Origin of the sequence: Microcoleus sp. B4-C2, from assembly GCF_036705265.1 — a bacterium.
Lineage (GTDB): Bacteria > Cyanobacteriota > Cyanobacteriia > Cyanobacteriales > Microcoleaceae > Microcoleus.
Window position 1 is genome coordinate 20,805 of sequence record NZ_JAUBUB010000022.1, and the last position, 25,094, is coordinate 45,898.

Below are 25,094 nucleotides of genomic sequence, written 5' to 3' on the forward strand. Positions count from 1 at the left end.
TGACTCCTAAGAGTAACTTACCCCTTTTCAATAACTTTCATATCACTCGCTAACCAAATTTTTGAGCAGCCTCAAACCAAACGCTCGAAAAGTATGTATAGAAAGACTTCTAGGCTACTAAGGAGTTCTTTAACTTCCTCAAAAGCTTTTTCTGGCTTAGCTTGCTCAAGAGTGATAGGATGTAGGGGTCTGAGTTTGAGCCAACGCTCTACAAGACACATGACCGACTGTGGCCGATCAGTTTCCCACAAAGGTAGTAGGCTAGCCGCCATCATACTATCTACCGTAATTGGTACTCGCGTAGGCAGACTTACGTAGCGGCTTATCTCGAAAACTTTGTGATTAGTGATAGCATTCACTAGATCGTTTTTTAACTGAGGTGTTCTGAGTTGAGGGTGCAGATAAACTCGAACTTGCTGCCAGTCAGATTGCGTCCATTCATACACCTCTCTAAAAGAGTGAGCTTGATTAGGATGACCACACCAAAAGTCAATCAATCGGTTGACCGGGTGAAATAACTCAAATAGGTGTAGTCGGAGTTCAACAGGAAGATCCGGCAAGCTCATCGCCAAAAATGCGGGCAAGTTTTCGGGATTTTTGAACAAGTCTGCTAACTCCCATTGTCGCCAATTCACCATGCTGATGAATTCTAAATTCGCTTCCCTTAAAGCTGCAAAAACTTCTGGAATCGTGTAGCCTTTATCGCCTTGAAGGAGATAGTTGGCCAGCAGCCATTCTTCATTTTTTTCTACTGGCAAATTCCAAGTTCTTGCCTTGATCGCTACATTATCTTGTAATTCTTCTATAATTTCTTTAGCGATACCTATTTCCATTTCTCGGGGGTTTTCTTCTAATAAACCCATTATCTTAAATACTTTTTGAACTGCATAATAAGAAGCGCGTTGGAGAGAACTATGAAGGTTAGCGCGAATGATGCCATCGGGCTTTAAAACGGCTTGCATTGCCTGAAGACCGACCACAGGATCGGGTACTAAATAAAGGACATCATCACAATTGATATAGTCAAACTTTAAACCTAAATCGGGTAAATCCTCAAGGGGTAGAGCATAAAAATCAGTGTTATTGAAACCGTGATATTGTAACCGCTGTCTGGCCAACTTGACCGACTCCTCAGATATATCTACTCCTATAATTTTTGCCCCCGGATTTGCTTCTGCTAACATCAGAGATTTGTAGCCACTGCCACAGCCCGCATCTAAAATAACTTTACCTTCAGTATCTATAACTTTTTGATTTCTTAAATAGTAAGCTGTTACCAGATTATGAATATAGAGAGATTGATACTCTGTTTTGGGAGAGTGGTCGAGGGGAATTTTAGGGTAAGGAGCTTTGTCAAATTGTTGACGAATTTTCTCGATTAACTCTGATTCTTGGTTATCCATTCTCAATCAAGCCTAATATTACCAAATTACCTGGTGGGACATTCCTATTCTAAAATAGAAAGGCATCCGAGCCGCGCCGTCTTGGGCCAAATCTATTGCCCCCCAATTTTCCCACCTGCTGCCATATTGTATCACCAAAGACCTATTCTATAAACACCAACACCGCATTTATCCTGAAAGTATTCCCGATCTCGATCGCCCTCTCCTCGCCATTAAGTACGGCGGCCCCATTCTATCCATACCCTCAACGGCTGCGATCGCTCTAATCGCCGTGTTTACCCGTACTATTATCCTTGCCGCACTGCTAAGCTGGCGATCGCCCCAACCTACTCAAATCAAGTTAAGCATAAAAAAATAGGTGCGATCGCCCTAACCAGAAATGCCTCTCGTAAACTCCCTCATCGCTTCCACACTCGAAGCCATCAGCAAGCAGCGACACAATAAGTTAATATCTAAATCTGGCAAAACCACACTTGAATAAATTTTGTCATAACCCTCAGAACCCAAGCGATACATAGCCAATACACCATCCTCCCAGAACCAGACTTCAGAAACTCCCAATACTCGATAGCGCTGCAATTTTTTGACATTACCGCTAGTGAAGATAACTTCGATACATAAATCTGGGGGAGAATTTGGGGTTATGCGTCGGCCAATAAAGTAAGATTCATCAGCTTGTGCAGATACTACCCCTTCCTTTTCTTGGGTAAAACTTCCCGTAGGTGAAAACTCAATTTCATTTTCGGCGCAGTAGATAGACAGCAGCGTACAAATTGTCCTACTAAAAAATTCGTGTTCTGGGGAAACTGCCAAGATTTCTACCTCTCCTTTGTAATAAAACAACCTGATGCCAGGGGAGTCAGAAAACCCCTGTTCAATTAGCTTGAACTGTTGCCAGCTAATCCCGGAGTGAATGAACCGTTGGTCTTGTGGCTGTAAAAGTGTCTGTGTCATCATGCGAACCTCAATCAAGTTCTGGGTTTAAAACAACATTCATCGCCTCTTTCCTGTTAAAAACTCTAAGGCGCGATCGCACCCGCAACACAATACTTGCGATAATAGTCTCAATCCTTAATTATACAACCAACTACCACGTCCATGAACACCAACATCAGCCCCATCCTCAAAGTATTCACCCTATCCGCCGCCCTTTCCCTGGCCATCAAATATGCAGGGCCTAGCTTATCCATACCCTCTACCGACCTCAACGCCCTAATCGCCGTCTTTACCCCCAGTATCATCCTAGCAGCTATCCTCGGCTGGCGATCGCGCCAACAGCAGCAGTAGAGACGGAATCAAAAAGTGCGATCGATCTACACTAGGTCTAAAGACTATGTTTTAGCCAAAATCTTAATTCCCCGTACAGCTTATCAAAACCAAAGTTTAGGCACTCACCATGATTCAAATTATACCTGAATTAGTAACATTCGATGAATTCATTGACTGGTATCCTGAGAATTCCGAACACCGCTACGAACTACACAATGGAGAAATTGTTGAAATGCCAAAAGCAACAGGCAAACATTCTAAAGTGGCCGGTTTTACCAGCGGCTGGTTATTTCTCGAAATAGAACGCTTAAACCTACCCTACTTCATCCCCAAAGAATGCGTCATCAAACCCATGCGCGAGGAATCGGGATATGAACCAGATATTATTGTACTTAACGAACAAACCATTGGAAACGAGCCACGATGGGAAAAATCATCAATTATCACAATGGGTTCATCAGTCCCCCTAATCGTCGAGGTAACTAGCACTAATTGGGGTGATGATTATGCCCTAAAGCTTGAGGCATATGAGTCAATGGGTATTCAAGAATATTGGATTATAGACTATCTAGGATTGGGCGGCAGACGGTTTATTGGCAACCCCAAACAACCCACTTTTTCGGTTTACCAACTAATTGACGGGGAATACCAAGTCAAACTGTTCAGAGGCGGCGAGGGTATTGAGTCCCCAACTTTCCCAGAATTGAAGCTGACAGCGCAGCAGGTGTTCGCAAAAGGGAATTGAGGAGGCTGCTTGTACTAATGTCCGAGTAGGGGTATCCGATTAAAGATGCGATCGCCCGCATCTAAGGTATCTTATAGAGATGCGATTTATCGCTTCTGGGCTGCAGAGCAATTACCAAGCTGCAATTCCCAATACCCTATTCCTCAATCTAAAATCTAAAATCTAAAATCTAAAATCTAATGAAGCTAGGACAGTGGATGGGCTTATTAGCCCTCATCGCATCTTGTTACATCCTGTGGCAAATCAGGCAGGCCCTACTGCTGTTGTTTGCGGCCGTCGTCTTAGCCACCGCCTTAAACAGACTAGCACGCTACTTGCAAAAATTCGGACTCAAAAGATCGATCGCCGTACTCTTATCAGTTAGCTTCCTAATCCTCGTATTCGTAGGCTTATTCCTGATAATTGTACCGCCCTTTACCCAACAGTTTCAACAACTTACCCAAAGAGCCCCTCAAGGAATAGAAAGATTAAATCAGTGGATCGATCAATTTGAAGGTCGTTTTTCGGGACAATTTGGTCAGCGACTGCCAAATCTTGATGTTAACGACATCATGCAACAACTGCAACCTTTATTCAACCAACTCGTCGGCGGTGCAGGAGCCTTTGTAGGCAACACATTAGGCGTTATCCTCAGCTTTTTGCTCGTCATAGTTTTGACATTGATGACATTAGCAGAACCTCTATCTTACCGCAAAGCATTCATCCAACTATTTCCCTCTTTTTATCGGCGACGAGTCGATGGCATCTTAGATGAATGCGAAATAGCTCTAGGTCGATGGGTCATCGGGGCTCTCATTAGCATGAGTGTGATTGCTTTTTTGAGCTTAATTGGTCTGTCAGTCTTGCAAGTTCCCCTACCGCTAGCTCACGCTGTAGTAGCAGGATTTCTTAACCTAATTCCCAATATAGGCCCCACTCTGAGCGTCATCCCGCCAATGACGATCGCACTTTTAGATTCTCCCTTGCAATCCGGTTTTGTCTTCATCCTTTACTTTTTAATTCAACAGTTTGAAAGTAACGTCCTCACCCCCTACGTCATGGCACAGCAAGTATCACTGCTGCCAGCAGTAACATTAATAGCTCAAGTATTCTTCGCCACCTTCTTTGGATTTTTAGGCTTATTACTAGCCCTCCCCCTCACCGTTGTAGCTCAAGTTTGGATTAGGGAAGCTCTAATTAAAGATATTCTCAACCAATGGAGTGCCAGTCCTAAAACCTTAGCAGCAATCGATTCTGCTATCAATGAAAAACAGGAATCTATAGGAGTCGCCGAAAGCCTCCCAGAAAAATATTTACCAGAACAGAAACCCAACATCCCCGATCATTCTGACAATGAGGCTCCTGAAAATCAATAGTTAAAATTCATAATGACCGAAAGCATCCATGATACAAGCCCCCGGATTCATCCGTCCAGAAATAAAAAACCTGTATCCGATGAAACTTGCCCCCCGAATTTATCCGTGGGGTCAAGGCTTCAATTCTTTAATCTTTAATCTTTAATCGATTGACTTCACTCCTGATTCATTCCCAGTTATAGGACAGAAGTATTCACTACAAAGTTAGGAAAATTGTGGTACGAACGCCATCAAATAACTATCTTCTAGCCTCGCATTTTATACCGTATCTCTGCCGGCACTAAAAATCTGTTGAACCGTCAAATTTAACTGCGGAAATGTGGGCGACAAAACCCGCTCGTTCCCTCTAAACTGACTGACTTGATACTCACCGTCAACCAACTGGTAAACAGAAAAAGTAGGTTGTTTAGGATTGCCAATATAGCGTCGCCCACCAAGTCCCAAATAGTCCGCAATCCAGTATTCAGAAATGCCCAAAGCTTCGTAATCCACCAATTTGTAGCCATAATCATCCCGCCAATTGGTACTGACCACTTCGACAATTAGCCGGACAGAACTACCCATTGTAATGATAGATTCCTTTTTCCATCTCGGTTCGCTGTCCGTCCCTTGCCTATCCAAAACGATCGCATCCGGTTCGTAACCAGATAACTCATACCATTTTAGATTTTAGATTTTAGATTTTAGATTTTAGATTAGCCATGAGTTACTGGATATGGGTTTGGAGCTTGCCTGCAGTGACATTATTTTTTTGTGAAACTTGTATCATAATTGGTGGCGACAACGCATTCTTTGGGAACGAAGTAAGGAAGTCCTAGTCGTCGGATTTCAAAGTTGAGTTCAGCGACAAGGAAGCCCGCTACTTCTGAATGTTCTCCGGTTGCTTTAGGCATCTCAACAATAGCTCCATTGTGCAGTTCGTAACGGTTTTCAGAATTTTCAGGATACCAGTCAATAAATTCATCGAAGGTGACTGGTTTTAATATCGCTTGAGTCATGGCGATCGCCCTTTATTTGATCTATGATATTGTTATTGTATCCGTTATAATTTACATCTTGCATCATTATCAAGAACAGGCAAGATGCCTGTTCCACGAAGAGTGAATTTTATTGTGGAACAGGCATCTTGCCTGTTGATAAAAGGCTTGTTGAGAATGGTGCAACATCTCAGTTATAATATATTGATTTTATCTCAAACAACCAGCTCGATCGACATTCCATCAATCCCAAATCCAAATTACTCCAAAATCAATCAATTCAAAATCTAAAATCCAAAATCTAAAATCTAAAATATATGAGATCGATCGACGAAATCAACGATAAAATCAGCCAGGGCAAAGCCACAGTCTGGACAATCGAAGAGCTCAAAACTAGAGTTCAAGAAACCAGCATTACCCAAGCAGCCAAAGAAGTCGATGTGATTACCACCGGCACCTTCGAGCCGATGGAATCCTCCGGTGCAATCATCAACCTCGGCCATACCGACCCGCCCATAAAAATCCGCCAGTGCTGGCTAGACGGCGTTTTAGCCTACTCCGGCTTCGGGGCAGTAGACCTGTACCTGGGAGCCACCCAAGTAGCCGAAGACGGCGAAGAATCCCGCGAACGGGGAGGCGGACACGTCATCGAAGACTTAATAGCCGGCAAACCCGTGCAGTTGCGAGCCTTGGGACAAGTAACAGACTGCTACCCGCGCGCCTCCTTTGAAACCACAATTACCCGCGATACAATCAACCAGTTTTATTTATTCAATCCCCGCAACGCATATCAAAACTTTATTGTTGGCGTCAACGGGGGCGATCGCCCACTGTTCACCTACCTCGGCCCCCTGCAACCAAACCTCGGCAACGCCGTCTATTCGAGCCTAGGAGCCATGTCTCCCCTGCTCAACGACCCCGACCTCGAAATTATCGGCATCGGCACCCGCATCTTCCTAGGAGGCGCCACCGGCTACATCACCTGGGAAGGAACCCAGCACTTCCCGCTGCAAAAACGCCAGCCCAACCGCACCCCCATCGGCCCCGCTGCCACCCTCGCACTAATCGGCGACGCCAAACAGATGAACTCCAAATGGGTGCGGGGCTGCTACTTCAAAAACTACGGCCCATCCCTGATGCTGGGAGTCGGCATCCCCTTTCCCGTCTTAAACGAAACCGTCGTCGCCCACTGTGCAGTATCAGACAAAAAAATAGTAGCGCCGGTGGTAGATTTCTCTATCCCCCGGCGCGTTCGTCCCACCTTCGGTTTAGTTAGCTATGCTCAATTAAAGACTGGCCGCATCCTCATCGAGGGCAAACCAGTGCGGGCAGCCCCCCTTGCGAGTATGTTTCTCTCCCGGCAAGTAGCATTGGAATTGAAGCAGCAAATTGAAGCGGGTCAATTTACCCTCACGGCCCCAGTTGCTCCCCTACCCACCGACAGAGTATTTCTCCCCCAAGATTTGTGGGGCGCACAAGTCCGGCTCGAATAAAGGATTTTAGATTATTTGTGGACGCACCAGGCCTGAGAAACCTGGTTTCTTGTCGCCAGCGCGGGCCTGAAAGCTTGGGTGGTTGGTCAAGAAACCCGGTTTCTACTCCCGGCGAGTGCGTCCAGGATTCTAGATTTTTGATTGAAGAATTCTGGTAAAAAACTGCACAGATTGGAAACTGATGCACTCACCTAAAATCTAAAATCTAAAATCTAAAATCTAAAATTGGTTCATTCCTCGATCGGCTTAGGCTTCTTAACCGGCTTAGGAAGAGGTTCCTTCGGGACAGGCGGTGGTGCTGCTGCGGACTTGATGGTAGGACGCCCTACAGGAGCACCGTCACCCTTCGGCTTAGGAGTAAACGGACGCTTCCCTCCTCCTTTGAAGCCACCGGGCGGCTTGCTGCCGGGGGGGAATTTCCGCTTTTTAATCGGCAGGGCACCAATATTATTAGCCTGCTCAATCATCAGACTCTCAGCTTTCAATTTGACGTGGAAATCCCAAAAAAACCCGATCGCCTTTGTAGCTAAATCTCCCTTGAGTTTCAACTTAAAAAACTTCATCTTGTCGTCATTCTTGCGGGGAGCTTGCTTGATTTTGACGATGACATACTTTTCTTCGTCTTGGGATTGATAAATCACCTCACCTCTAATCGAAAAATAGCCATCTTCAACATCAGGTTCCGAGGGAGGCAAAGATGCGGTCGATGCTTCGCCGCTAGCCTCAATCTCCGCTGCTTCCTGATTTTCCTCATCAGAGGACAGTTCGGGAGGTTTCTTGAGCGTTTCCGGCTCCCAAACTCCCATAATCTGGGCGTGCAAGTTGCCGTCTTCTTGCCTGGTGCGGGGATAGACCACCCACAAGTGTTCTTGTTCCAGCTCCAGGTGATTTTTGACTAAACTCATGACTCTACCCAGCAAAACTGCGTCGATGGCAGTTCCGTCGGCAGCTATCAGCATACCCCGGGTGAATTGCTCTTCTGATGGCGTGTAGCGGCCCCGCACCAAACCAACAGCTCGGTACTGTCTGGGTTCGCTGGGGGGGGGAATGGGATGTTGGCGCATGACGAATGGTATGTCCTCAGCGGCCTGACTTTCGTTAGCGGCAGGCTCGGCGTTTGCCGGCGGTGCGACTGCTAGGGCTGGAGTATCGCTGACAGGTGTCGAAGACGCTGCAGACGCCGGGGGGGCAGGAGCATTGCTGGGCTGGTCTTGTGGCTTTGTTTTGTCCTTGTCGAGGGCAGAACTGTAGCGTGGTCGTTGCAGCCTATCCTTGGACGCTGGGGCGTCTGTTGGTGTTGCGGGTTGATTTGGGTCAACAGGTGCAGCCAACGCCGAAGGCACCGAACTTTCGTCTGGTGTCTCAGCAATGGAATCTGTATCTTTAGGCGGATTGACGGCCAGTTCGCTGGGCTGAGCCTTGCGAGTTGAAGTAGATTTGGACGATTTGGAAGACCGGTTGGGAGAGGGGTTCATAAAAACTCCTTGCAGCGGAGACACATCCCTTAAGGGAAATTAGGAATAAACTGAAGAAACTGCTTTAAAAACTACTAGCACCTGACAGGCGGGCTTGCGCCCGGAGGTCTGGTTGTGACCCGTCAACGCCAACTTTCAACGCTACGAGTGCCGATCGGTTCGCTGGCTGCTACAATCCTTGCGAGCAAGGACTTGGGCAGTTGCTGACCGCTCGATCCTGCGATCGCGCTGAGCTGGAGTTGCTGGCTAATAGCATTTAGGATATTCAGCTTGCCTATTTTACTTAATCCAATTACCTAACGGCCTGATCCGCCATATTTTCGGTAATTTTTAGCTTGACCAGACTAAATTGGACAGACACCGCAGTCCTTGGGGCTGCGGGTCTGAGTGTCCAAAATTGTTTAGCTAGCATGGAGTTGTGGGTCTGTTACCATATTAGCTGCAAGTAAAAGGCTGCTTTGTCCGTTGGGACTTTGAAGTTAAAAACGTTTACGGTTGCACCGATCGAGCTAAATGGCAGATGCCCCCGGCAATGCCTTAATTCTTAGAAAATAGTAGATTTTAAGCTGGGATAGTTGAATTATGGAAAAAGCAAACAAGCGTCGTGGGTTGATTACTGTGGTGGTGGTGCTGTCGCTCATCGCTTTTTTGGGATTTTCCCTTGTGCCAATTTTAAACAGTATTCTCCAGGCCAGCCAAGCGCAAAGTCAGTCAACTCCAACACCTACTCAGACGGCCCAGTCTGGGGAGAAGCAATCAGAGTTGCTGCAAGCTCAGGCTAGGGGATACGAATTAGTTTTGCAGCGGGAACCTGACAACGTAACGGCTTTGCGGGGATTGTTGCAGGTGCGACTGGAGTTGATCGGACAAGGAGTGGGCGACATTAAGGATGCGATCGCTCCTTTGGAAAAGTTGGCTGCGCTGAATCCTGAGACTACTGAATACGGGATTTTGCTGGCTCAGGCTAAGGAACGCACGGGCGATCGCGAAGGGGCTGCTCAAGCTTACAGGTCAATTTTAGCGTCTAAGCCTGGGGAAATTAAGGCTTTGCAGGGCTTGGTGAATTTGCTGCTGGTGCAGCAGCGGCCGGAAGCTGCGATCGGACTGCTGCAAGATACGCTGAAGGCGGCTCCGGCTGCAAATCTGGCGAAACCGGAAAGTGTGGATGTAACTTCAGTGCAGTTGATTTTGGGACAGGTTTATGCTGTGCAGAAGCGCTACGAGGAGGCGATCGCCATTTACGACGAATCTGCTAAGGCTAATCCAAAAGATTTTCGCCCCACTTTAGGAAAGGCGATCGTGTTTCAGGAACAGGGCAAAACAGATGAGGCAAAAACGCTGTTCGATCGAGCTACTGAGTTAGCTCCTCCTAACTATAAAGACCAAATTAATCAGTTAGCTAGTGGCACTCCTTCGCCTTCTCCTGCGGCTACGACGACTCCCCAACCGGCTGCTTCTCCTACTCCTGAAGGCGCGCTACCGAAACCTTAAGGAAAGTTTGAAGTAAAAGAGTTTTGAGTTGTCAGTGAAAAATTATTAAGTTAAAAACTTAATAATTTAAACTCAAAACTACTCGCTTTATTCCTAATTACGCAGGACTTACGAAAAGAAATCCGGTTTCTAAGATAAATCTTGGTTGAACAACGACAGATACATAAATAAACCGGGTTTCTCAGTCCTCGCGCGGAGCGTCCTGTTACCGATTACCAATTACTAATTACCAATTAGGTAAGACCTCGGAGGGAATTATGACCCAAAGCGTTGACCGCGTTGTTCTACCTCCTGCTTTTCCAGACCACACTCAATTACCAGACTCCGACGGTATTTTTGTTAAAAATTTTCAGGAGCATCCGCAAAGTTTAATTTTAACAGATTCGATCTGGTCAATTATGCAGGCACGGCATCGTGACGGACAATATGCGATCGGTCAAGACTGCGGCATTTACTGGCGCGAAACCGAGCCGCCGGAAAAAGGTGCAGAAGCTCCTGATTGGTTTTATGTTCCCAATGTACCTCCTAATTTAGACGGTCATTCGATTTTAGATTTTAGATTTTAGATTTTGGATTGACCCCACGGATAAATTCGGGGGCTTGAGGATTTTAGATTTTAGATTTTGGATTGATTCCACGGATAAATCCGGGGGCTTGTACCATCAAGAAATTCTTGGTCAAATTCGCCGTTCCTACGTGCTGTGGCGAGAACACATAGCACCATTAATTGCTTTGGAATTTGCTAGCGGGAACGGGGATGAAGAGCGCGATTCCCTTCGGGATAGCTTCGCTTCACGTACTCCTTTATCTCGCACCGATGAAGGGCTAGTCACTAAACCTGGAAAGTTTTGGGTTTACGAGCGGGTGATGCGAATTCCCTATTACGGCATCTATGAAATTAACAGCGGTCGATTAGAAGTTTATCGGTTGATGGAGGGGTATTATCAACTGTTAGAACTCAATCAACGCGGTCATTTTCCCATTGCACCTTTAGGCGTAGAATTGGGACTTTGGCAAGGCAGTTATCAAAATCAAACCCTGCTTTGGCTGCGGTGGTGGGATGAGGAAGGTAATTTACTGTTGATTGGCGATGAAAGAGCACAATTAGAGAGATTGCGAGGGGAGCAACAGCGGGAAAGAGCCGAGAGTGCAGAACAAGCACGACAAGCTGAATTTCAGGCTAGAAGGGATGCAATTCTCCGGTTGTTGGGAATGGGGTTGAGTGCCGAACAAGTGGCGGATGCCTTAAGTTTATCCGTCGAAGAAAGTGACGGAGAATGCAGGAGAGTGAGATAGTGAGAGAGAATTGGGGAAAAGGGCGATCGGTCTTAATAGACTTCATCATGAGAACCCATTTTGAGCAATAAAATCGCTTCCTCCTCATCTTCTGGATCCGTCACAAACTCAAATAAAATCCGATAATCATAATCTATTGAACACGACCAGATACCCGATAAATCTCCTGTCAGTTTGTGAGTTCGCAAGCTGGGGTTAAAGCAGTCTTCAGACAAAAGTTCAAGCGTAGCTTCAATTAAAAGCCGAAGCTGAGGATTTTTACGAACTAACTTTTTGAAAGTACGAATAGATTTGGGAGTCCAACCAATTTTCATCAATCATCCAACTCCGCCATAAAATCGCCTACCGACCCAAATTTAACATTGCCCTCAGCATACTCTTGACGAACTTCTGCCACTTCCTTAAGTAATTCATTTCGTCGCTGTTGTCGCAGACGATTCTGAAGAATCTCTAGAAGCATAGCTTGATCTTCTAATGATAAAACTTCTACAGCTTCAAGAGCTTGCTGGAATTGAGATGTCTGTGTCGTTTTACTCATATATTATTTTCAACTGTTTAGAACTACGAGATTTTTTATGGTTTTAGCAAGATTTATCCTAGGCTATAGCCCAATACGGTTCAGTTAAGGAAAATTGTAGCGAAAATGTTGGGCGGAGTGAAACGGAGGGTTCGTTCCTCAACCCAACCTACGCACTTCCTGAAGATGAATCCTCCAAGATATCTAGTAAACTAAGCTGTATATTTTGGCCGTGAGACGATTTTTTATTTTCCATTTCCTTGCCAAAATATCTGTCTCGCAGTTCTTTATGCCGTGCTAGGAAACGTTCTAATTCTAGCCGAGACCACCAATCTATTTCAATACCTCTGTTACGAGCAACACCTTCTAGCTTGTCATAAAGTGTACTATCAATAACACCGCTGGTCATCACACAGAATCCACCCGCTCCATATTGATCTACTGGATCGGCAACTTGAACCTTGCTTCCCGCCAGCGAACTACCATCTCTAATCAACTTACACTGTACAATCCATTTTACAGGCGGTTGACCCGCGCGCCCTGTTGTGTGAAATACTATATCTCTACCACCATCGCGGGAGCGAGATTTTCCCATTTTTAAGATTTTACTGGGCTGATGGCGGTAATTAACAACATCATAACAAAGCTCCTCAAACTGATTGTCATCAAGTTTATCCCAGGGACACGCGATCTCGGTAGTTCGTCCAATGAGTGTCCTTAGACTCTCAGATAGCTTTGAAATTGATTCAAGATATTTTTCTCCATCTTCTGGCTTAATTTTTTTTAGGGTTTTGGGAAATAATACATACTGGGCTATCCGATCTTGTACTATCAAGACATCGCCTTCTATAGAGAGTAAAATTTTTTGAATTTGGGTGCGATTTTCTTGATTAACATAGGAATTTAGTAAAAACGGTATAGTTGTTATATCTATACCTAGCTGGATAATCTTTGCGCGCATATTATCTCTAATTTTGTCGCACTCCGGACTTTCAAACCACATATATTCTGCACATTTCTGAGCTTGATATACGTCTGACTCTGGAAAAATTATCAAATTTTTATTTTGAAAAGCTATGGGTGGGCAATTCAATAATGACAAATACTCTGCTGCTTCTAGATCGGGAACTTCATTTTTGAAACCACCATATCGCTTCAGCAATTCTTTTATATCTACACCTAGCGGAACAATCCAAGATTCCTGAGAAACATAAAAGTCGTAACCTACCTCATTACTAAGAAAAGATCGCCAAAAATAATGAATTTGTTCAGAATATTTACTGCGTAATTCCCTAAAATATTCTTCTTCATTGTTACAATTATCCGCTGATTCTTGTTGTCCATAAACACAATTTCCTAGATAAAAATCGGCAATTTCAGGAAATTTTAGTATCCGGCTTTCCAAATTTTGACGAAAGTCAAGGTACTCATTCTCTAAATCATCTAATAAATCATGATAGTCATCGTCTGAATCTAAGTCACAGAAAGGAAACAGCCACGCAAGTTGCTTGGCTAATCCAGGTATATTGTTTGGTTGAAAGCCAAAATAAATTGGCTCTCTATAGCTGAGAATTTCTTTAACATAAATATTTTCACAAAACTCTGCTATCTTTTCCCCTATGAATAAAGCACCGCAAAAAACTTCTGCTTGATCTAATGATGAGTATAAATATCCTTCTTCACCGGGAATTTCCAAGATAATGTCTTGTTTAGCGTTTTCAAGAATATGACATAAATCATCGCAAGAGCATTGGCAAATTTGGGAGGGATTCAGTGTTATGCTAATTTCTTGGCTCATTTATTTAGCCCCATAATTAGGAAACTAGATTCGTGGATTTTTAAATAGCAAGTTATCTCACTCATTGAAGAGTAAGATAACTACCATAGCACATTAGCTTAATACTTCCTCTCCTGCGGCTCAAACATCGTAATCGCCACCGGCATATAAGCCAAATCAATCCCCGCTGGCGAATAATAGGCCAGCGTATGCTTTAAAAAATTCCCATCATCGCGCTCAGTAAAATCTTCCCGCGAATGAGCTCCCCGACTTTCCTGCCGATTCAAAGCAGAAGTTAAAATCATTTTCCCAACAATTATCAAACTCCGCAACTCCAAAGCTTCCACAATTTCCGTATTCCATAACTTGCCTTTATCGTCTAAGTAAACCTCCTCATATTGTCGCTCTAAATCCTCCAATTTCTTTAAACCTTCCTGCATCAATTCGGCGCTACGAAATACACCACAATACTCAGTCATAGTATCTTGATACTGCTGCCGTATTTGATTGATGCGGTATTTTCCCGGACGTTCTAAAAGTGCCTGAATTTGCTCTTTTGCTTCCGTAATATAACGCTGTTCGTCTACTGTCGGCAACTTGCGATTTTGTACGAATTGTGCTATGGTTGCGCCAGTAACTTTGCCGTAAACGACGCATTCTAAAAGCGAATTGCTGCCCAAACGGTTGGCGCCGTGAACTGACACGCAAGCTGCTTCGCCCGCTGCAAAGAAACCGTCCACCAAACCTTCAGGACTGCTGCGAACTTGCCCGCTAACATTAGTAGGAATTCCCCCCATTGAATAGTGAACGGTAGGGCGCACGGGCATCGGCTGATTTACGGCATCAATTCCTAACAAACGGTGGGCTTCTTCCCAAGCAAAAGGAATTTTGCTCATGATTTTTTCGCGTCCCATGTGCCGCAAATCGAGGTAGATAAAGGGGCCGCCGGCACTACCATCAACATTAATCCCTCGGCCGGCGCGAATTTCTATGGAAATTGACCGCGAAGTGATATCTCGGGGCGCTAATTCCATGCGCGAGGGGGCATAATTAGCCATAAATCGATCGCCCTCTGAATTAATCAAATAAGCGCCTTCGCCCCGCACAGCCTCCGAAATCAACACTCCCACGGGATACAAACCAGTCGGGTGAAACTGCACGAATTCCATATCTTCCAGCGGCAATCCAGCTAAAGCCGTCATCGCCAAACCGTCTCCCGTCGAGGCATAATCGTTCGACGTGGTATTGTAAACTCGGCCGTAACCCCCCGTAGCAAACATCACCGCTTTAGCGCGCACGACCTCAATTTGACCGTCTAGCAGGCTGTACATAACTACGCCCTTGGCTTGGCCTTCTTCCAAAATCAGGCGCGTAACATACCACTCCTGATAGATGTGAACTCCGCAGCGGCGCAGATTGTTGACTAATTCGTGGAGGATGGCGTGACCGGTTTTGTCGGCGGCGTAGCAGGTGCGGCGGTGGGAATGTCCGCCGAAAGCGCGCTGGGCAATTCTGCCGTCTGGGAGGCGGGAGAAGAGGACTCCCATGTGTTCTAAATCTATGACTACACCCGGTGCTTCGCGGGTGAGGATTTCTACCGCGTCTTGGTCGGCTAAATAGTCTGAACCTTTTACCGTGTCGAAGGCGTGGGCTTTCCAACTGTCTTCGGGATCGACATTTTGCAGGCTGGAGGCCATCCCACCTTGGGCTGCGACGGAGTGCGATCGAATCGGGTGAGTTTTGGCGACGACAGCTACCTTTAAACTGGGGTCAGTCCGGGCAATTTCTACTGCGGCGCGGCAACCTGCTAAACCGCCGCCTACAATGATTACGTCGTGTTCTAGCATCTTTTTGAATTATTTTGAGTGTTCTGCTCAACTTATCGTGACGCAAAAAAAAACTTCCTACCAAAAGAGCAGGAAGTTTTTTAACTTTTGATTTGAATGGGAAATCAAAAGTTAAAATTTCACATTGGACTAGCCGGCGCTTTCGACAGGCTGCTGATTGGACTGATTTCCCGTTGCAGAAGGTTGAGTTTCCGTACCGGGTTCTACAGCAAGCACTTCAATGTTATTTAGCAGAGTTGTAACGAAAGCAAACAGCAAGAAGGGCAGAGACAGCACTAAAATCAAGCCGACGGTAGCCAAGGCGAAGATTTGGCGGGCGCTACTCCACAAGGCGAGTGCCGACGCTAGACTTAGGAAGATGACTATCAGCCAAACAATGATTTGACCGTAAATGTCGCCAAAGGTGAGCGTACATCTAAGGCGATAGTTTTGGATGTTATTCATTTGATGCCTCGCGAGATTGCTATTACGACTTGTCCAAAAATACTTTGACAGTGCGTCAATGCCCACTGTAAATTTCTAAGTTTAGCTGCCGCAACCTGGTTTTAGGGCTGTTTTAAACATTTTTATAGAAGTTTGCAACAACACTTTATGAATTTTTGTTTCTGACTGGGAAATTTGGCCGAAACAAGACTTACGCACTCCGACAAAGAAACCGGGTTTTTTACTGTTTTGGCGGGCTGTAACGCGTCTTTTCGCAAAAAACCCGCTTTCTGGCAACCCCTGCGTCCAGGACTAAGCTGTTCTGAATCTAAATCGTATTTTTTGTGCGGGCTATAAGCCCAACCCCTACTCCCCACAAGAACTTTATCAAATTTTAGTTCACAGTTTAAATGTCCAACAGCTTACGAAACAAAGGCACAAGGGGAAAGTCTACTTTTTGAGGGAGCCCCGACTTGGTAAAGAAATGTTAAGCTGCGTGGAAATGGAATCAACCTTTATAGCGTCGCACCTGTCTTTTCGCCCATGTCTTCAGAGAGCAAATTGCTGATTTCGCGCTGTTTCCTGGCTGGTTTGGGAACGCAGATGTTTATGTATCGCGAAGACCGGATTCCCCAAGAGAGTCCGGTTCTGGTGGTGAGCAATCACCGCAGTTTCTTAGATCCTGTGCTGCTGACGGCGGCTTTGGGTCGATCGATCCGCTTTGCTTGTCATCATTACATGGGTCAAGTTCCGGTGATGAGGGAAGTGGTCACGACTTTCGGCGCTTTCCCCTTGGAAGCACCAGAACACCGACAGCAGCATTTTTTCTCTCAAGCAACAGCGCTACTGCAAGGCGGGGAGATGGTGGGGGTGTTTCCAGAGGGTGCAGAACCGATGGTGAAGCTGACTGGCCCGAATACTGTGGGGAAGTTTCAGCGGGGATTTGCTCATTTGGCTTTGCGGGCGCCGGTGCGGGATTTGGCAGTTTTGCCGGTGGCGATTAGTTCCTTTGAGGAACAGTCAATACGATCGGGTGTACCGCTCAAGTTGTTGAGTTTGTTTGATCCTTCGGAACCGCTGTTCGATCGCTCTGGGTGGCATCCTGTGATAATTTATCAGCGAGTTAATGTTTTAATCGGCCAGCCTTACTGGATTACTGTCGAGAGACAGCAGCAATATCGAGGCAAAAAAGCCAAAGCAGTTGTGGCTGAACTCACAAACCACTGTCAGGGAGAAATTGCCGAATTACTCCAACGAAATTGTTTGTAAGTTTGTTGACTGTTGACTGTTGACTGTGGGCTGGTGTCAGATTTCCAATCTAAAATCTAAAATCTAAAATCTAAAATCGCTTGACTTGAATCATGGCAAATGCTAACAACAAGATTCGTTTCCTAACCCCCAAACCGCCGAAACCCGATCGCCCTTTATTTGTATTTTTGCCCGGTATGGATGGCAGCGGTTTGCTCCTGCGGCCGCAAATTTCTAAATTAGCAAATGATTTCGACATTCGCTGCTTAACAGTACCCGCTGACGACATGGCTAGTTGGGAGGTACTGGTTAGCGAAACAATTGCCTTAATTGAAGCAGAAAAGCAAGCCGGAAAGCCGAAGCGGCCGGTTTATCTGTGCGGCGAGTCATTTGGGGGCTGTTTAGCGATGAAAACTGTTTTAGAAGCTCCTCAATTGTGCGATCGATTAATTTTAGTCAATCCAGCTTCTTCGTTTCGACAGCAGCCTTGGGTGCAGTGGGGCTCGTATCTGACTCAGTGGCTGCCGGCCAACCTTTATCCGCTGTCGGTAATCGGTTTATTGCCGATATTAGCATCATTAGGAAAGATTGGGCGCGACGATCGCCGCGCTTTGCTAGAAGCGATGCAAGCGGTACCGCAAAACACGTCTGTGTGGAGATTGGCCTTAGTGCGATCGTTTAATGTTGACGAAAATCAGTTGCGCGGCATCAAACAGCCGACGCTAGTAATTGCTAGCGGTGCCGATCGGCTGCTGCCTTCTCTAGTAGAAGCGAAGCTTTTAGTCAAGGTAATTCCCAATGCTGAAATGGTGCTGCTGGCTAACAGCGGTCATGCTTGTTTGTTAGAAACAGATGTTAACCTTCATGGGATTATGCAAGCTCGCAATTTTTTGACAAAATCCGAAGAAAATCGGTCATTAGTCAGCAGTCAATAGTCAATAGTCATTGGGCATGGGGCATTGGGCATCTCCGAAAAACAATCTTATCGGCATCAGCAATTAGCAATTAAGTAGATGAGTGGGAAAATACATAAGTATGTCATAGCTGCATGAAACGAAGTGAAACGAAGCAATCGCAATGGTTCTGGCAGATTTACATTCCGTTACATAGCGAGGTTTCTTTGCGCCTACCTACTTAATACCTCTTGGATGTCGATGGTCAGGAACTGCAATAATAGCTTCAATTAAGTTCAGAGACTGTTGGCGAATTAAAAAAGGGTAATACCCCTCATAGGTAAAATGTAGATAGTGTAGGTTGGGTAGAGCGCGAGCGAAACCCAACTCTTTTAAAATAATGTGTTGGGTTTCGCTGACGCTCTACCCAACCTACTACATCTATGTGAGAAACACCGCGAGTGCTGGTTTTAGAGGTGAGGGGTGAAACCCTATGTGAATTCGCCAACAGTCTCTTAAGTTCATTAGCGATACACCGAGTTAGGATAGTATTTGCGATCGGGTCAGACCCGATCGCAAATACTATGATACATTTAAGTAGATGAGTGGGAAAATACATAAGTATGTCATTGTTAGTTAAACGTCGCAATTGCTTACGGTTCTAGCAGCTTTACATTCGGTTACACAGGAAGGTTTATTTGCGCCTAGCTACTTATCCTCTGACAATAAATCCACCCTGCTTTACTACTCGTGAAACATACTTAGTCTGGTCAGATTCTGACTTTTTCAAGCCTAGGCCTTTAGATGTGCGCTTCCTGACGTAATTCTTTATTCCTGCGTCGCACGTACACGAACAGATCGACTAAACTCAGGCCTATTTCTTTGCATATTTACTACCTTTACCGGATATATACCCATTCTTTTGGATATACATTGTTCTTTAGGGCTAGCCCGTAAATCTTCTATTTTTACGTCTATTCCCCCCACCCTGTCGGTGATATAAAGCAATTTTAGGTTACCCACTAAGTTATCAGTTGTCTGGAAGCAAAGCGTTATATTCCTCATATCTTTTGGCATTAAGTTCAATGTCTCTTGAGGACCGAGAGTCTTCTCTCCTAATAAAATCGTTTCTGCTAAGGCTGCACCGGCGAAACTAAAAGAGATGCCAACAGCAGCGATTAAAACTGCTGGTAATTTTTTGACAAAACTCATACGACAATACCTCGTTTGTTGAAATTTACGTTGATTGGTGGTTTTTTCTTCCCACATCTTTTAGACGTTTCCCGATCCCAATTTAGTAATTTTTCGAGTTACGAGGAAATTTTCTCCCCCAAAAATCCCCCCTCAACCCCTAGAACCCTTCCCCTTCTTACCTTTCAACCGCAGCAAACTTTTCTCAACTTCCCCACGCGCTGGATACAACAACTGCTGACTCAAAGCACTTTCATAAGCCTGTATCGCCCCCAACTGATCTTTCAACCCCACCAAGGCTCTCCCTAACCAGTAGTCAGCCATAGCCCCGTTAAACGCTCTCAATTCCTGACATCCCTCACCGGCAACTTTCCACCAGCGCTGACTAGCCCCAACATCCCCCAGCACCTGGTAACTCTCCGCCAGCCACAACGCCGTCGGCACGAATTGCAGAGAAATTCCCGCTGGTAACAACTTCCATCCTTTCTCCAACGCCTCTACCGCTTCTTGATGTTTAAGCGCCAAAGCCAACACCCGCCCATGACGAAACCAAGTATCAACTAACTGCGGCTGAAGTTTTGTGCCCTGCTCAGAAACACTACATCCTCGTTCAATCTCTTTGAAGTGTTCCACCAACACCCGCCCCGCAGTCGCCCAAACACTCCAACGTTCAGGAAATCGTTTCAGCATCTGTTCTACCACAAAACGCAATTCTTCCCAGCGTTTGGCTGCCGGTAAAATTTCACACAATACCTGATAAATTGCACAATTATGGGGATACAGTTGATAAGCATTCGCCATCATCTGTGCTGCTTTTTGATAGTCTCTCGTGTCGTATAAGCACCGGCCATAGTAATACCAACCATAAGGATAATTGGGGTGTTCGGTGGTAAACTCTGCTAACACCTCCACACCTTGCCGCCAATCTCCCCGGAAAATGTGATAATAGCCCAGAGAATTGTGAGCCTCAGCCCCATGAGGAGTTTGTAGCAGTAAAGAGGTAATCATCTTTTTCGTCAGTTTCCCCTCTTCACCAGAAACTAATCTCATCTGAAGACGTTGCTCAATTTGTCGTTGCAGTACCCTAAAATCATTCGGAAATAGAGCTATAAGCTTGCTCAACTGCTCTGTTGCGGCGCTCATATCCCCCACCGCCAGATTCGCATCTTGGCTGTAAATCAACGCCACAACATCATCTGGGTTGATTGCCAAAATTGGCTCCACAGCACTGAGCACGCCAAGATGATTTTCTATCTGCTGATACACCTGTGCCAAAGCCAGCCGGTGAACGACTATTTCAGGTTCTAAATGAGTTGCTAAATTAAAGGCAATAATTGCTTGGTTACTCTCACCCCGACAAACTGCAATCAATCCCTTGATATGATGCTGAGTCGCTTCGTTTTCGTACCACGACAAGGCTTTTTCATAGACTTCTATTGCCTCTTTTTCTCGTTTCATTAGCTGCAATAGTTTCCCTAGTTGCAGCCGCACACCCATTAATTGCGCTTGTCGCTCAATCACTTGATGATATTCGGCAACGGCTTGCTGCCAGTCTCCCATCTGGTAAAGCAAATTAGCTAGTTCTAATCTTTTTTTCCATCCTTGGGGATATTTCTGAACATACTTACTTAAAGTGTTCAATTTCTGCTCTTGTCTAATTGGCTTTTCTTCTAAGAAAAAGTGAACATTCATCTCTAGCCCAGAGGATGGGCAGAACTGCACCAATGATGTGGCAAAGTGTCCAGACATAATTTAGACTGGCTATAGATAAGGGGAAATAGAATAACTTACGTTGATCAGATTATGTCTTAGTTACTCAAACTAAACAAGCTATAAAAGATTAATTATTATCAAGGAAAATCAATGCGATCGCGTCAATCAATGGCTCTCTCGTAAACAAAAAGCGATATCTACGAGGGGCGTTGCCTACGCACTCCGAAAAAAAGCGATCGCGCCCTTCGTCGAGTGGCAAGATCGCTTTTTCTTCAAGTTTTTGAACACTGAAATGGAGCCGCACTAAGTTGGTAATGTCCCCAAAGTCAAAGAGATTTCACTCTCACGCATTATGGATTATTTTACCTTTACATTTTTCTGGCTTCATCAAATATATTGTTTAGCTCATCGGAGTCCTTACGGTTGGCAGATTCCCCTGTATCGTCTGCCCAAACTGTTAGCATTCTAAAACATAGCTTAACTGATAACACTTTTTGAGTGTTGCAGTAATCAAATAATCTTTTCTTCCTGTCTGCTGGATTCTTCCATATCTCGTCAAATGCTTTGAACGTGGCATATCCCCCAGGTACTTTACTCAGCATATCCCTGAACTGACCAGCAATTAAATAAGTATCTGGTGTTAAATTTAACTGCCTAGATGGAAGACTTTCAACAGGAAGTTTTACCGTGTCTGACTGAAACTTTTCAGAGGTAATCGAGTTGGTAGCAGCAAAACTGCTTATGGATGTAGATGACCACAGGAGACTTGCCACGAGTGCGATCTGGATTTTGTGGGATGTACTCATTTTTTGTTAAGAAAGATGTAACTAATGCCTGGACTCTAAGCGGTTTTATCTGACCGCTTATTTATTAGTTAGACGTTTTCCCACCCTAATTTGGGAATTTTTCGAGTTACGAGCAAATTTTCTCCCCCAAAATCCCCCCTCAACCCCTATAACCCTTGCTCCTCTTAGCGTTGAGCCGCTGCAATATCCTCTCAACTTCCCCAAAGGCGGGATAAACAACGGCTGACTCAACGCACTTTCATCTCCAGACTGGAACAGTAGTAGAGAGGTAGGAATGATGGGGTAAAGTTTCCAGACATAGTACGGTGACTTGATAGCTAATTTCTTCATCCTGGCTTTTTGGGGGAATTAGTGATTCCCAATTGCATTGGGGTTGAGACTTTTCTGGCAAAGGAATTACCAACTTTAAGGCGGGCGAGGAAGAATTTAGAGGAGTATCATCTTCACCGGCCAGATATTTGGTTAAATGCCTTCGCAGAAAACGTCCGGCTTTGCTCACGCATTTGCGGACGTTTTCTTCAGAGCATAGAAATAGCTTGGCAATATCTTGATAAGATTTATTTTGGTAGTGGTATAAGACAAAAGTATCGCGGATTCTGGGAGGCAAGGAGTCAATTTGGTGGTGGATATATGCCTCCAATTCTAGGTTCATAATATTAGGTTCAGTAAATCCTAAGTTAGAATAAAGTGCTGGATAATCTTCAAGTTTAATCTCGTCTATGTTTTCAATTATTAGTGCATCTCGTTTCCGTTTTCGATGCAAATCTATGCAGAAGTTATAGAGAATTTTAGTTAACCAAGCTTTAGGATATTTAATTTGACTTCCATAGTTTTGCCATTCTGTCCAGGCTTTAAGCATTGCCTGACTCAATACTTCTTCGGCATCGAGTGGGTTTGAGTTCATCCACTTGAAACTGCAATGGGAAAGATAATCTTGATGCGCCTGCCATTCTTCCCAAAAAATTGTATTTTTATCTTCAGTTTCATCCCACAGGATTGATGCCGCCACTGATTGAGAAGATGACCTGATTTTTTGAGTTCTATGGCTATTGCTTTCCATTTACATTTACAGCAGATTCCACATTTATGAAGTACACCCGCCTATCGTGAGCTTCCCCGTAGGGATACTCCAAGATCCCAAGGAGTGTCAACTTAAGGTCAAACCCATAGTCCGGCGGGGGTTGAAACCCCCGCCTCAAAGCTAAAGTCCTCTAAAAGAGGACTGAAGAGAAGAATTTTCAACTCATTAGTCCTCTTTGAGAGGACTTTAGCTATTAGACAGGGGTTTCAACCCCTGGCGGACTCCGGGCCCACAGACGAACTTGGCGGGCTTTCAGGCTTAAGTTGACACCAATGGACACTGCCGTGTCCCTACAATTCACAAACCTCGAATACGCTGTATTTCAGCTTACACGGCTCCTCCTCTTCTTATCCCGAACTCAGGTTAATTAAGATTTAGCCATTTTTGAGCGTTAAGCCGCTGGACGACCCCAAACACCATGAGGTCTAGTGTTACCTTACGCTCATCTATCAAAAAAGGCTCTAAAGTGCTGGTTTTGGTATTATTTTCAGCGCAGGAAAACGCCCTTTGACTTTGAATATTTTCTTGAGGAAAATACAGGTTAAATTGGCGCTGACCTTCTTGGAATTTGCCAATTACCTGCCAGCAATCTCCGGCGGAACTCATGCCAGCAACTGGGAGTTTTTGCTTTGCCAAACTCACCTCTAAATCCTTAACGCCCTGCTTAGTCAAAGCAGTTTGCAAAGCGGGCAAATAATCTTGTTGAATAAATTCCGCAAAGGGCTTGTCTTCAACAGCAGGTGCTTTTTCCTTCTTAGCTTTAGCTGGGGGCTTGTCGCCTTCGGCCTTGGCTGGGGGCTTTTTAGCAGCCGCTGGAGGCTTGTCAGTGCTGGGTAAGTCGCTTGTGTCTGGTTCGTCGGAACTTGGGGCGTGATCGATCGCAGCACTGGGAGTTTCGGATTCGCCAGCGGTAGGATTTTTCGGTTCTTCTGACATTAACGCTTCCTGGTAAAAGTGATTGGGTAAGGAGTTGGGAGTTGAGCAAGCGGGCGATCGACTTTCTTGAGGGCACACATTTTATCGAAAACCCACCTGAGAGAATGGCTAGTCAAAAAAAATTGAACTGAAAACACTCTCACAGGGCGATCGTCCGCCAAGATCACAACTCCTTTGGTTATTCTAAATCTCAGCGACAGCTCGTTCAATCAAGCGGCGGGCGAGAGTTTGAACACCAGTGTGTTCGTAGTAGTTGGTAGTGATATCGAGGAATGCGCCCACGTAGTCCACCTTGTCGGCAGAAATGTCTACAAAATTCTGCAAGTGGCCGAGTACGTTTTGGGGAGTCAAACCTCGATCGCTCACAAAAGAGCTCATCCAGCCAGAAACCGAGTTAAAGCTTTCGCCGATAAAGCCGAGTTGACCTGCGGGAGAGCCCCCAGGAATCATGCCCCCGATCGACTTAAAGGCCGAATTATCTTGCAAATCGCTGGGGGAGAGCCTCTGAATCCAAGACTGAGTTGCCATGATAAAGTCCGGGCCCAGGGGAATCAAACCGTCAAAACAAACCAAAGCTGCCATCCGCATCAGGGATTCGCCGCCGTAGTCGCCCAAGGAAGCGGCAAAATCGCCGATGCTGTCGCCGGGAATACCGTTGATTTGGCAAAAAGCGAGCAACTCAGTGACTAACTTCAGAGAAAGGTCGATCGTTTGAGCTTTTTCCGGCTTGGGAGTGAGATTGCCCAGAAGGGACAAAAACGGCACATTTTGGGAGACTTTGTTAGCGAGGGCGGCAGTACCCAAAGCCTTGTCGGCGTTGTCAATAGTTTGGTAGAGCCAGAGAGCGCGCTGGTAGCCCTCAGATTTATCGTTGTACAGGTAGATGGCGCGCTCGCCAATTTGCTGGATCAGTTCTTCGTCAGTTTCGCCAGTAACGGTGCGAATGGTATTTTCAAAGCCAACTAAATTGTTCCACTCGCCGGGAACCACAAAGTCAAGCGCTCGCAGGGCTTTGACAGTCATGTTGTCTTGAGGCAGTTGATCGACTAATTCAAAGACTGTTTTGCTCACAAAAAACTCCTTATGCTGAAACGAAAATCAAAGGTATTACTTTTGGCAGATTGCAAAACTTCACAGTCTCATAGTGGCAGACTTAGT

22 protein-coding genes and 3 pseudogenes are annotated in these 25,094 nt (G+C 45.4%); 10 read left to right on the forward strand and 15 right to left on the reverse strand.

Annotated elements, in window-relative coordinates:
- Positions 1-71: 71 nt before the first annotated feature.
- Both QUB20_RS09650 and QUB20_RS09655 read right to left on the reverse strand, forming a co-directional pair.
- Positions 72-1,403 (reverse strand): class I SAM-dependent methyltransferase, encoded by a 1,332-nt coding sequence (locus QUB20_RS09650; RefSeq protein ID WP_333241992.1) that lies wholly within the window; start codon positions 1,401-1,403, stop codon positions 72-74.
- A 369-nt stretch (positions 1,404-1,772) separates the two neighbouring features.
- Positions 1,773-2,357, reverse strand: a complete 585-nt coding sequence (locus QUB20_RS09655) for a Uma2 family endonuclease (RefSeq protein ID WP_333291310.1) — start codon at positions 2,355-2,357, stop codon at positions 1,773-1,775.
- Positions 2,358-2,501: 144 nt separating this feature from the next.
- On the opposite strand from QUB20_RS09655, the gene QUB20_RS09660 reads away from it, so the two are divergent.
- From QUB20_RS09660 to QUB20_RS09670, 3 genes are all read left to right on the forward strand, one after another.
- Entirely contained in the window at positions 2,502-2,690 is a 189-nt protein-coding gene (locus QUB20_RS09660; protein WP_332984302.1) for a hypothetical protein, read from the forward strand.
- 109 nt (positions 2,691-2,799) lie between these two features.
- Complete coding sequence (locus QUB20_RS09665) at positions 2,800-3,417, forward strand: Uma2 family endonuclease (RefSeq protein ID WP_333210418.1); 618 nt, start codon at positions 2,800-2,802, stop codon at positions 3,415-3,417.
- A gap of 179 nt (positions 3,418-3,596) precedes the next feature.
- On the forward strand, positions 3,597-4,772 hold the full coding sequence (locus tag QUB20_RS09670; protein ID WP_333245611.1) for an AI-2E family transporter: 1,176 nt from the start codon (positions 3,597-3,599) through the stop codon (positions 4,770-4,772).
- Between the two features lie 258 nt (positions 4,773-5,030).
- Here the strand turns inward: QUB20_RS09670 and QUB20_RS28670 are convergent.
- Positions 5,031-5,770 (reverse strand): annotated as a pseudogene (locus QUB20_RS28670) (Uma2 family endonuclease).
- A gap of 84 nt (positions 5,771-5,854) precedes the next feature.
- Here QUB20_RS28670 and QUB20_RS09685 point away from each other — a divergent pair.
- Together QUB20_RS09685 and QUB20_RS09690 are read left to right on the forward strand one after the other, a co-directional pair.
- Entirely contained in the window at positions 5,855-6,040 is a 186-nt protein-coding gene (locus QUB20_RS09685; protein ID WP_333291312.1) for a hypothetical protein, read from the forward strand.
- Between the two features lie 26 nt (positions 6,041-6,066).
- Positions 6,067-7,242, forward strand: a complete 1,176-nt coding sequence (locus QUB20_RS09690) for a homocysteine biosynthesis protein (protein WP_333242003.1) — start codon at positions 6,067-6,069, stop codon at positions 7,240-7,242.
- Positions 7,243-7,472: 230 nt separating this feature from the next.
- Here the strand turns inward: QUB20_RS09690 and QUB20_RS09695 are convergent, their stop codons facing one another.
- Positions 7,473-8,717: a hypothetical protein gene (locus QUB20_RS09695; RefSeq protein ID WP_333245615.1), complete on the reverse strand. Its 1,245-nt coding sequence runs from the start codon at positions 8,715-8,717 to the stop codon at positions 7,473-7,475.
- A 582-nt stretch (positions 8,718-9,299) separates the two neighbouring features.
- On the opposite strand from QUB20_RS09695, the gene QUB20_RS09700 reads away from it, so the two are divergent.
- The 3 genes and pseudogenes from QUB20_RS09700 to QUB20_RS09710 all read left to right on the forward strand — a co-directional run.
- Positions 9,300-10,208: a tetratricopeptide repeat protein gene (locus QUB20_RS09700; protein ID WP_333245618.1), complete on the forward strand. Its 909-nt coding sequence runs from the start codon at positions 9,300-9,302 to the stop codon at positions 10,206-10,208.
- Positions 10,209-10,465: 257 nt separating this feature from the next.
- Positions 10,466-10,744, forward strand: a pseudogene (locus QUB20_RS09705) (Uma2 family endonuclease); the annotation flags it as partial.
- A 139-nt stretch (positions 10,745-10,883) separates the two neighbouring features.
- Positions 10,884-11,499 (forward strand): annotated as a pseudogene (locus QUB20_RS09710) (Uma2 family endonuclease); the annotation flags it as partial.
- A gap of 37 nt (positions 11,500-11,536) precedes the next feature.
- Here QUB20_RS09710 and QUB20_RS09715 read toward each other — a convergent pair.
- The 5 genes from QUB20_RS09715 to QUB20_RS09735 all read right to left on the reverse strand — a co-directional run bounded on the left by QUB20_RS09715 (position 11,537) and on the right by QUB20_RS09735 (position 16,089).
- On the reverse strand, positions 11,537-11,818 hold the full coding sequence (locus QUB20_RS09715; protein WP_172191064.1) for a type II toxin-antitoxin system RelE/ParE family toxin: 282 nt from the start codon (positions 11,816-11,818) through the stop codon (positions 11,537-11,539).
- A complete protein-coding gene (locus QUB20_RS09720; RefSeq protein ID WP_333245621.1) occupies positions 11,818-12,042 on the reverse strand; it encodes a hypothetical protein in 225 nt (74 codons plus the stop codon). Before QUB20_RS09720 ends, QUB20_RS09715 begins: the two co-directional genes overlap by 1 nt.
- A gap of 148 nt (positions 12,043-12,190) precedes the next feature.
- Entirely contained in the window at positions 12,191-13,819 is a 1,629-nt protein-coding gene (locus QUB20_RS09725) for a hypothetical protein (protein ID WP_333245624.1), read from the reverse strand.
- A gap of 98 nt (positions 13,820-13,917) precedes the next feature.
- Positions 13,918-15,645 (reverse strand): succinate dehydrogenase/fumarate reductase flavoprotein subunit, encoded by a 1,728-nt coding sequence (locus QUB20_RS09730; protein WP_333245628.1) that lies wholly within the window; start codon positions 15,643-15,645, stop codon positions 13,918-13,920.
- A gap of 129 nt (positions 15,646-15,774) precedes the next feature.
- Positions 15,775-16,089 (reverse strand): hypothetical protein, encoded by a 315-nt coding sequence (locus QUB20_RS09735; RefSeq protein ID WP_333242021.1) that lies wholly within the window; start codon positions 16,087-16,089, stop codon positions 15,775-15,777.
- A gap of 522 nt (positions 16,090-16,611) precedes the next feature.
- Between QUB20_RS09735 and QUB20_RS09740 the strand changes: the two genes are divergently transcribed.
- Together QUB20_RS09740 and QUB20_RS09745 are read left to right on the forward strand one after the other, a co-directional pair.
- The gene (locus QUB20_RS09740) at positions 16,612-17,337 is read left to right on the forward strand and encodes a lysophospholipid acyltransferase family protein (RefSeq protein ID WP_333242023.1); all 726 of its coding nucleotides are present in this window, start codon (positions 16,612-16,614) and stop codon (positions 17,335-17,337) included.
- Between the two features lie 92 nt (positions 17,338-17,429).
- The gene (locus QUB20_RS09745; protein WP_333242025.1) at positions 17,430-18,251 is read left to right on the forward strand and encodes an alpha/beta hydrolase; all 822 of its coding nucleotides are present in this window, start codon (positions 17,430-17,432) and stop codon (positions 18,249-18,251) included.
- A 786-nt stretch (positions 18,252-19,037) separates the two neighbouring features.
- Here the strand turns inward: QUB20_RS09745 and QUB20_RS09750 are convergent.
- The 6 genes from QUB20_RS09750 to QUB20_RS09775 form a co-directional block, all read right to left on the reverse strand.
- The gene (locus QUB20_RS09750) at positions 19,038-19,478 is read right to left on the reverse strand and encodes a hypothetical protein (protein ID WP_333245633.1); all 441 of its coding nucleotides are present in this window, start codon (positions 19,476-19,478) and stop codon (positions 19,038-19,040) included.
- A gap of 75 nt (positions 19,479-19,553) precedes the next feature.
- Positions 19,554-21,149 (reverse strand): tetratricopeptide repeat protein, encoded by a 1,596-nt coding sequence (locus QUB20_RS09755; protein WP_333291314.1) that lies wholly within the window; start codon positions 21,147-21,149, stop codon positions 19,554-19,556.
- A 332-nt stretch (positions 21,150-21,481) separates the two neighbouring features.
- Positions 21,482-21,919 (reverse strand): hypothetical protein, encoded by a 438-nt coding sequence (locus QUB20_RS09760; RefSeq protein ID WP_333291316.1) that lies wholly within the window; start codon positions 21,917-21,919, stop codon positions 21,482-21,484.
- A gap of 238 nt (positions 21,920-22,157) precedes the next feature.
- Positions 22,158-22,979 (reverse strand): RNA polymerase sigma factor, encoded by an 822-nt coding sequence (locus tag QUB20_RS09765; protein ID WP_333245642.1) that lies wholly within the window; start codon positions 22,977-22,979, stop codon positions 22,158-22,160.
- A 384-nt stretch (positions 22,980-23,363) separates the two neighbouring features.
- A complete protein-coding gene (locus QUB20_RS09770; protein WP_333212670.1) occupies positions 23,364-23,936 on the reverse strand; it encodes a DUF2996 domain-containing protein in 573 nt (190 codons plus the stop codon).
- Between the two features lie 183 nt (positions 23,937-24,119).
- A complete protein-coding gene (locus tag QUB20_RS09775; protein ID WP_333245645.1) occupies positions 24,120-25,007 on the reverse strand; it encodes a hypothetical protein in 888 nt (295 codons plus the stop codon).
- Between the last annotated feature and the right edge of the window lie 87 nt (positions 25,008-25,094).

What these genes read in the sequence shown, in the direction of transcription:
- QUB20_RS09770 (WP_333212670.1), bottom strand. Translation starts at nt 23,936, where the DNA reads ATGTCAGAAGAACCGAAAAATCCTACCGCTGGCGAATCCGAAACTCCC.
- QUB20_RS09740 (WP_333242023.1), top strand. Translation starts at nt 16,612, where the DNA reads ATGTCTTCAGAGAGCAAATTGCTGATTTCGCGCTGTTTCCTGGCTGGT.
- QUB20_RS09735 (WP_333242021.1), bottom strand. Translation starts at nt 16,089, where the DNA reads ATGAATAACATCCAAAACTATCGCCTTAGATGTACGCTCACCTTTGGC.
- QUB20_RS09660 (WP_332984302.1), top strand. Translation starts at nt 2,502, where the DNA reads ATGAACACCAACATCAGCCCCATCCTCAAAGTATTCACCCTATCCGCC.
- QUB20_RS09745 (WP_333242025.1), top strand. Translation starts at nt 17,430, where the DNA reads ATGGCAAATGCTAACAACAAGATTCGTTTCCTAACCCCCAAACCGCCG.
- QUB20_RS09725 (WP_333245624.1), bottom strand. Translation starts at nt 13,819, where the DNA reads ATGAGCCAAGAAATTAGCATAACACTGAATCCCTCCCAAATTTGCCAA.
- QUB20_RS09720 (WP_333245621.1), bottom strand. Translation starts at nt 12,042, where the DNA reads ATGAGTAAAACGACACAGACATCTCAATTCCAGCAAGCTCTTGAAGCT.
- QUB20_RS09685 (WP_333291312.1), top strand. Translation starts at nt 5,855, where the DNA reads ATGCCTGTTCCACGAAGAGTGAATTTTATTGTGGAACAGGCATCTTGC.
- QUB20_RS09750 (WP_333245633.1), bottom strand. Translation starts at nt 19,478, where the DNA reads ATGTGGGAAGAAAAAACCACCAATCAACGTAAATTTCAACAAACGAGG.
- QUB20_RS09670 (WP_333245611.1), top strand. Translation starts at nt 3,597, where the DNA reads ATGAAGCTAGGACAGTGGATGGGCTTATTAGCCCTCATCGCATCTTGT.
- QUB20_RS09690 (WP_333242003.1), top strand. Translation starts at nt 6,067, where the DNA reads ATGAGATCGATCGACGAAATCAACGATAAAATCAGCCAGGGCAAAGCC.
- QUB20_RS09700 (WP_333245618.1), top strand. Translation starts at nt 9,300, where the DNA reads ATGGAAAAAGCAAACAAGCGTCGTGGGTTGATTACTGTGGTGGTGGTG.
- QUB20_RS09715 (WP_172191064.1), bottom strand. Translation starts at nt 11,818, where the DNA reads ATGAAAATTGGTTGGACTCCCAAATCTATTCGTACTTTCAAAAAGTTA.
- QUB20_RS09655 (WP_333291310.1), bottom strand. Translation starts at nt 2,357, where the DNA reads ATGACACAGACACTTTTACAGCCACAAGACCAACGGTTCATTCACTCC.
- QUB20_RS09755 (WP_333291314.1), bottom strand. Translation starts at nt 21,149, where the DNA reads ATGTCTGGACACTTTGCCACATCATTGGTGCAGTTCTGCCCATCCTCT.
- QUB20_RS09765 (WP_333245642.1), bottom strand. Translation starts at nt 22,979, where the DNA reads ATGGAAAGCAATAGCCATAGAACTCAAAAAATCAGGTCATCTTCTCAA.
- QUB20_RS09665 (WP_333210418.1), top strand. Translation starts at nt 2,800, where the DNA reads ATGATTCAAATTATACCTGAATTAGTAACATTCGATGAATTCATTGAC.
- QUB20_RS09760 (WP_333291316.1), bottom strand. Translation starts at nt 21,919, where the DNA reads ATGAGTACATCCCACAAAATCCAGATCGCACTCGTGGCAAGTCTCCTG.
- QUB20_RS09695 (WP_333245615.1), bottom strand. Translation starts at nt 8,717, where the DNA reads ATGAACCCCTCTCCCAACCGGTCTTCCAAATCGTCCAAATCTACTTCA.
- QUB20_RS09730 (WP_333245628.1), bottom strand. Translation starts at nt 15,645, where the DNA reads ATGCTAGAACACGACGTAATCATTGTAGGCGGCGGTTTAGCAGGTTGC.
- QUB20_RS09650 (WP_333241992.1), bottom strand. Translation starts at nt 1,403, where the DNA reads ATGGATAACCAAGAATCAGAGTTAATCGAGAAAATTCGTCAACAATTT.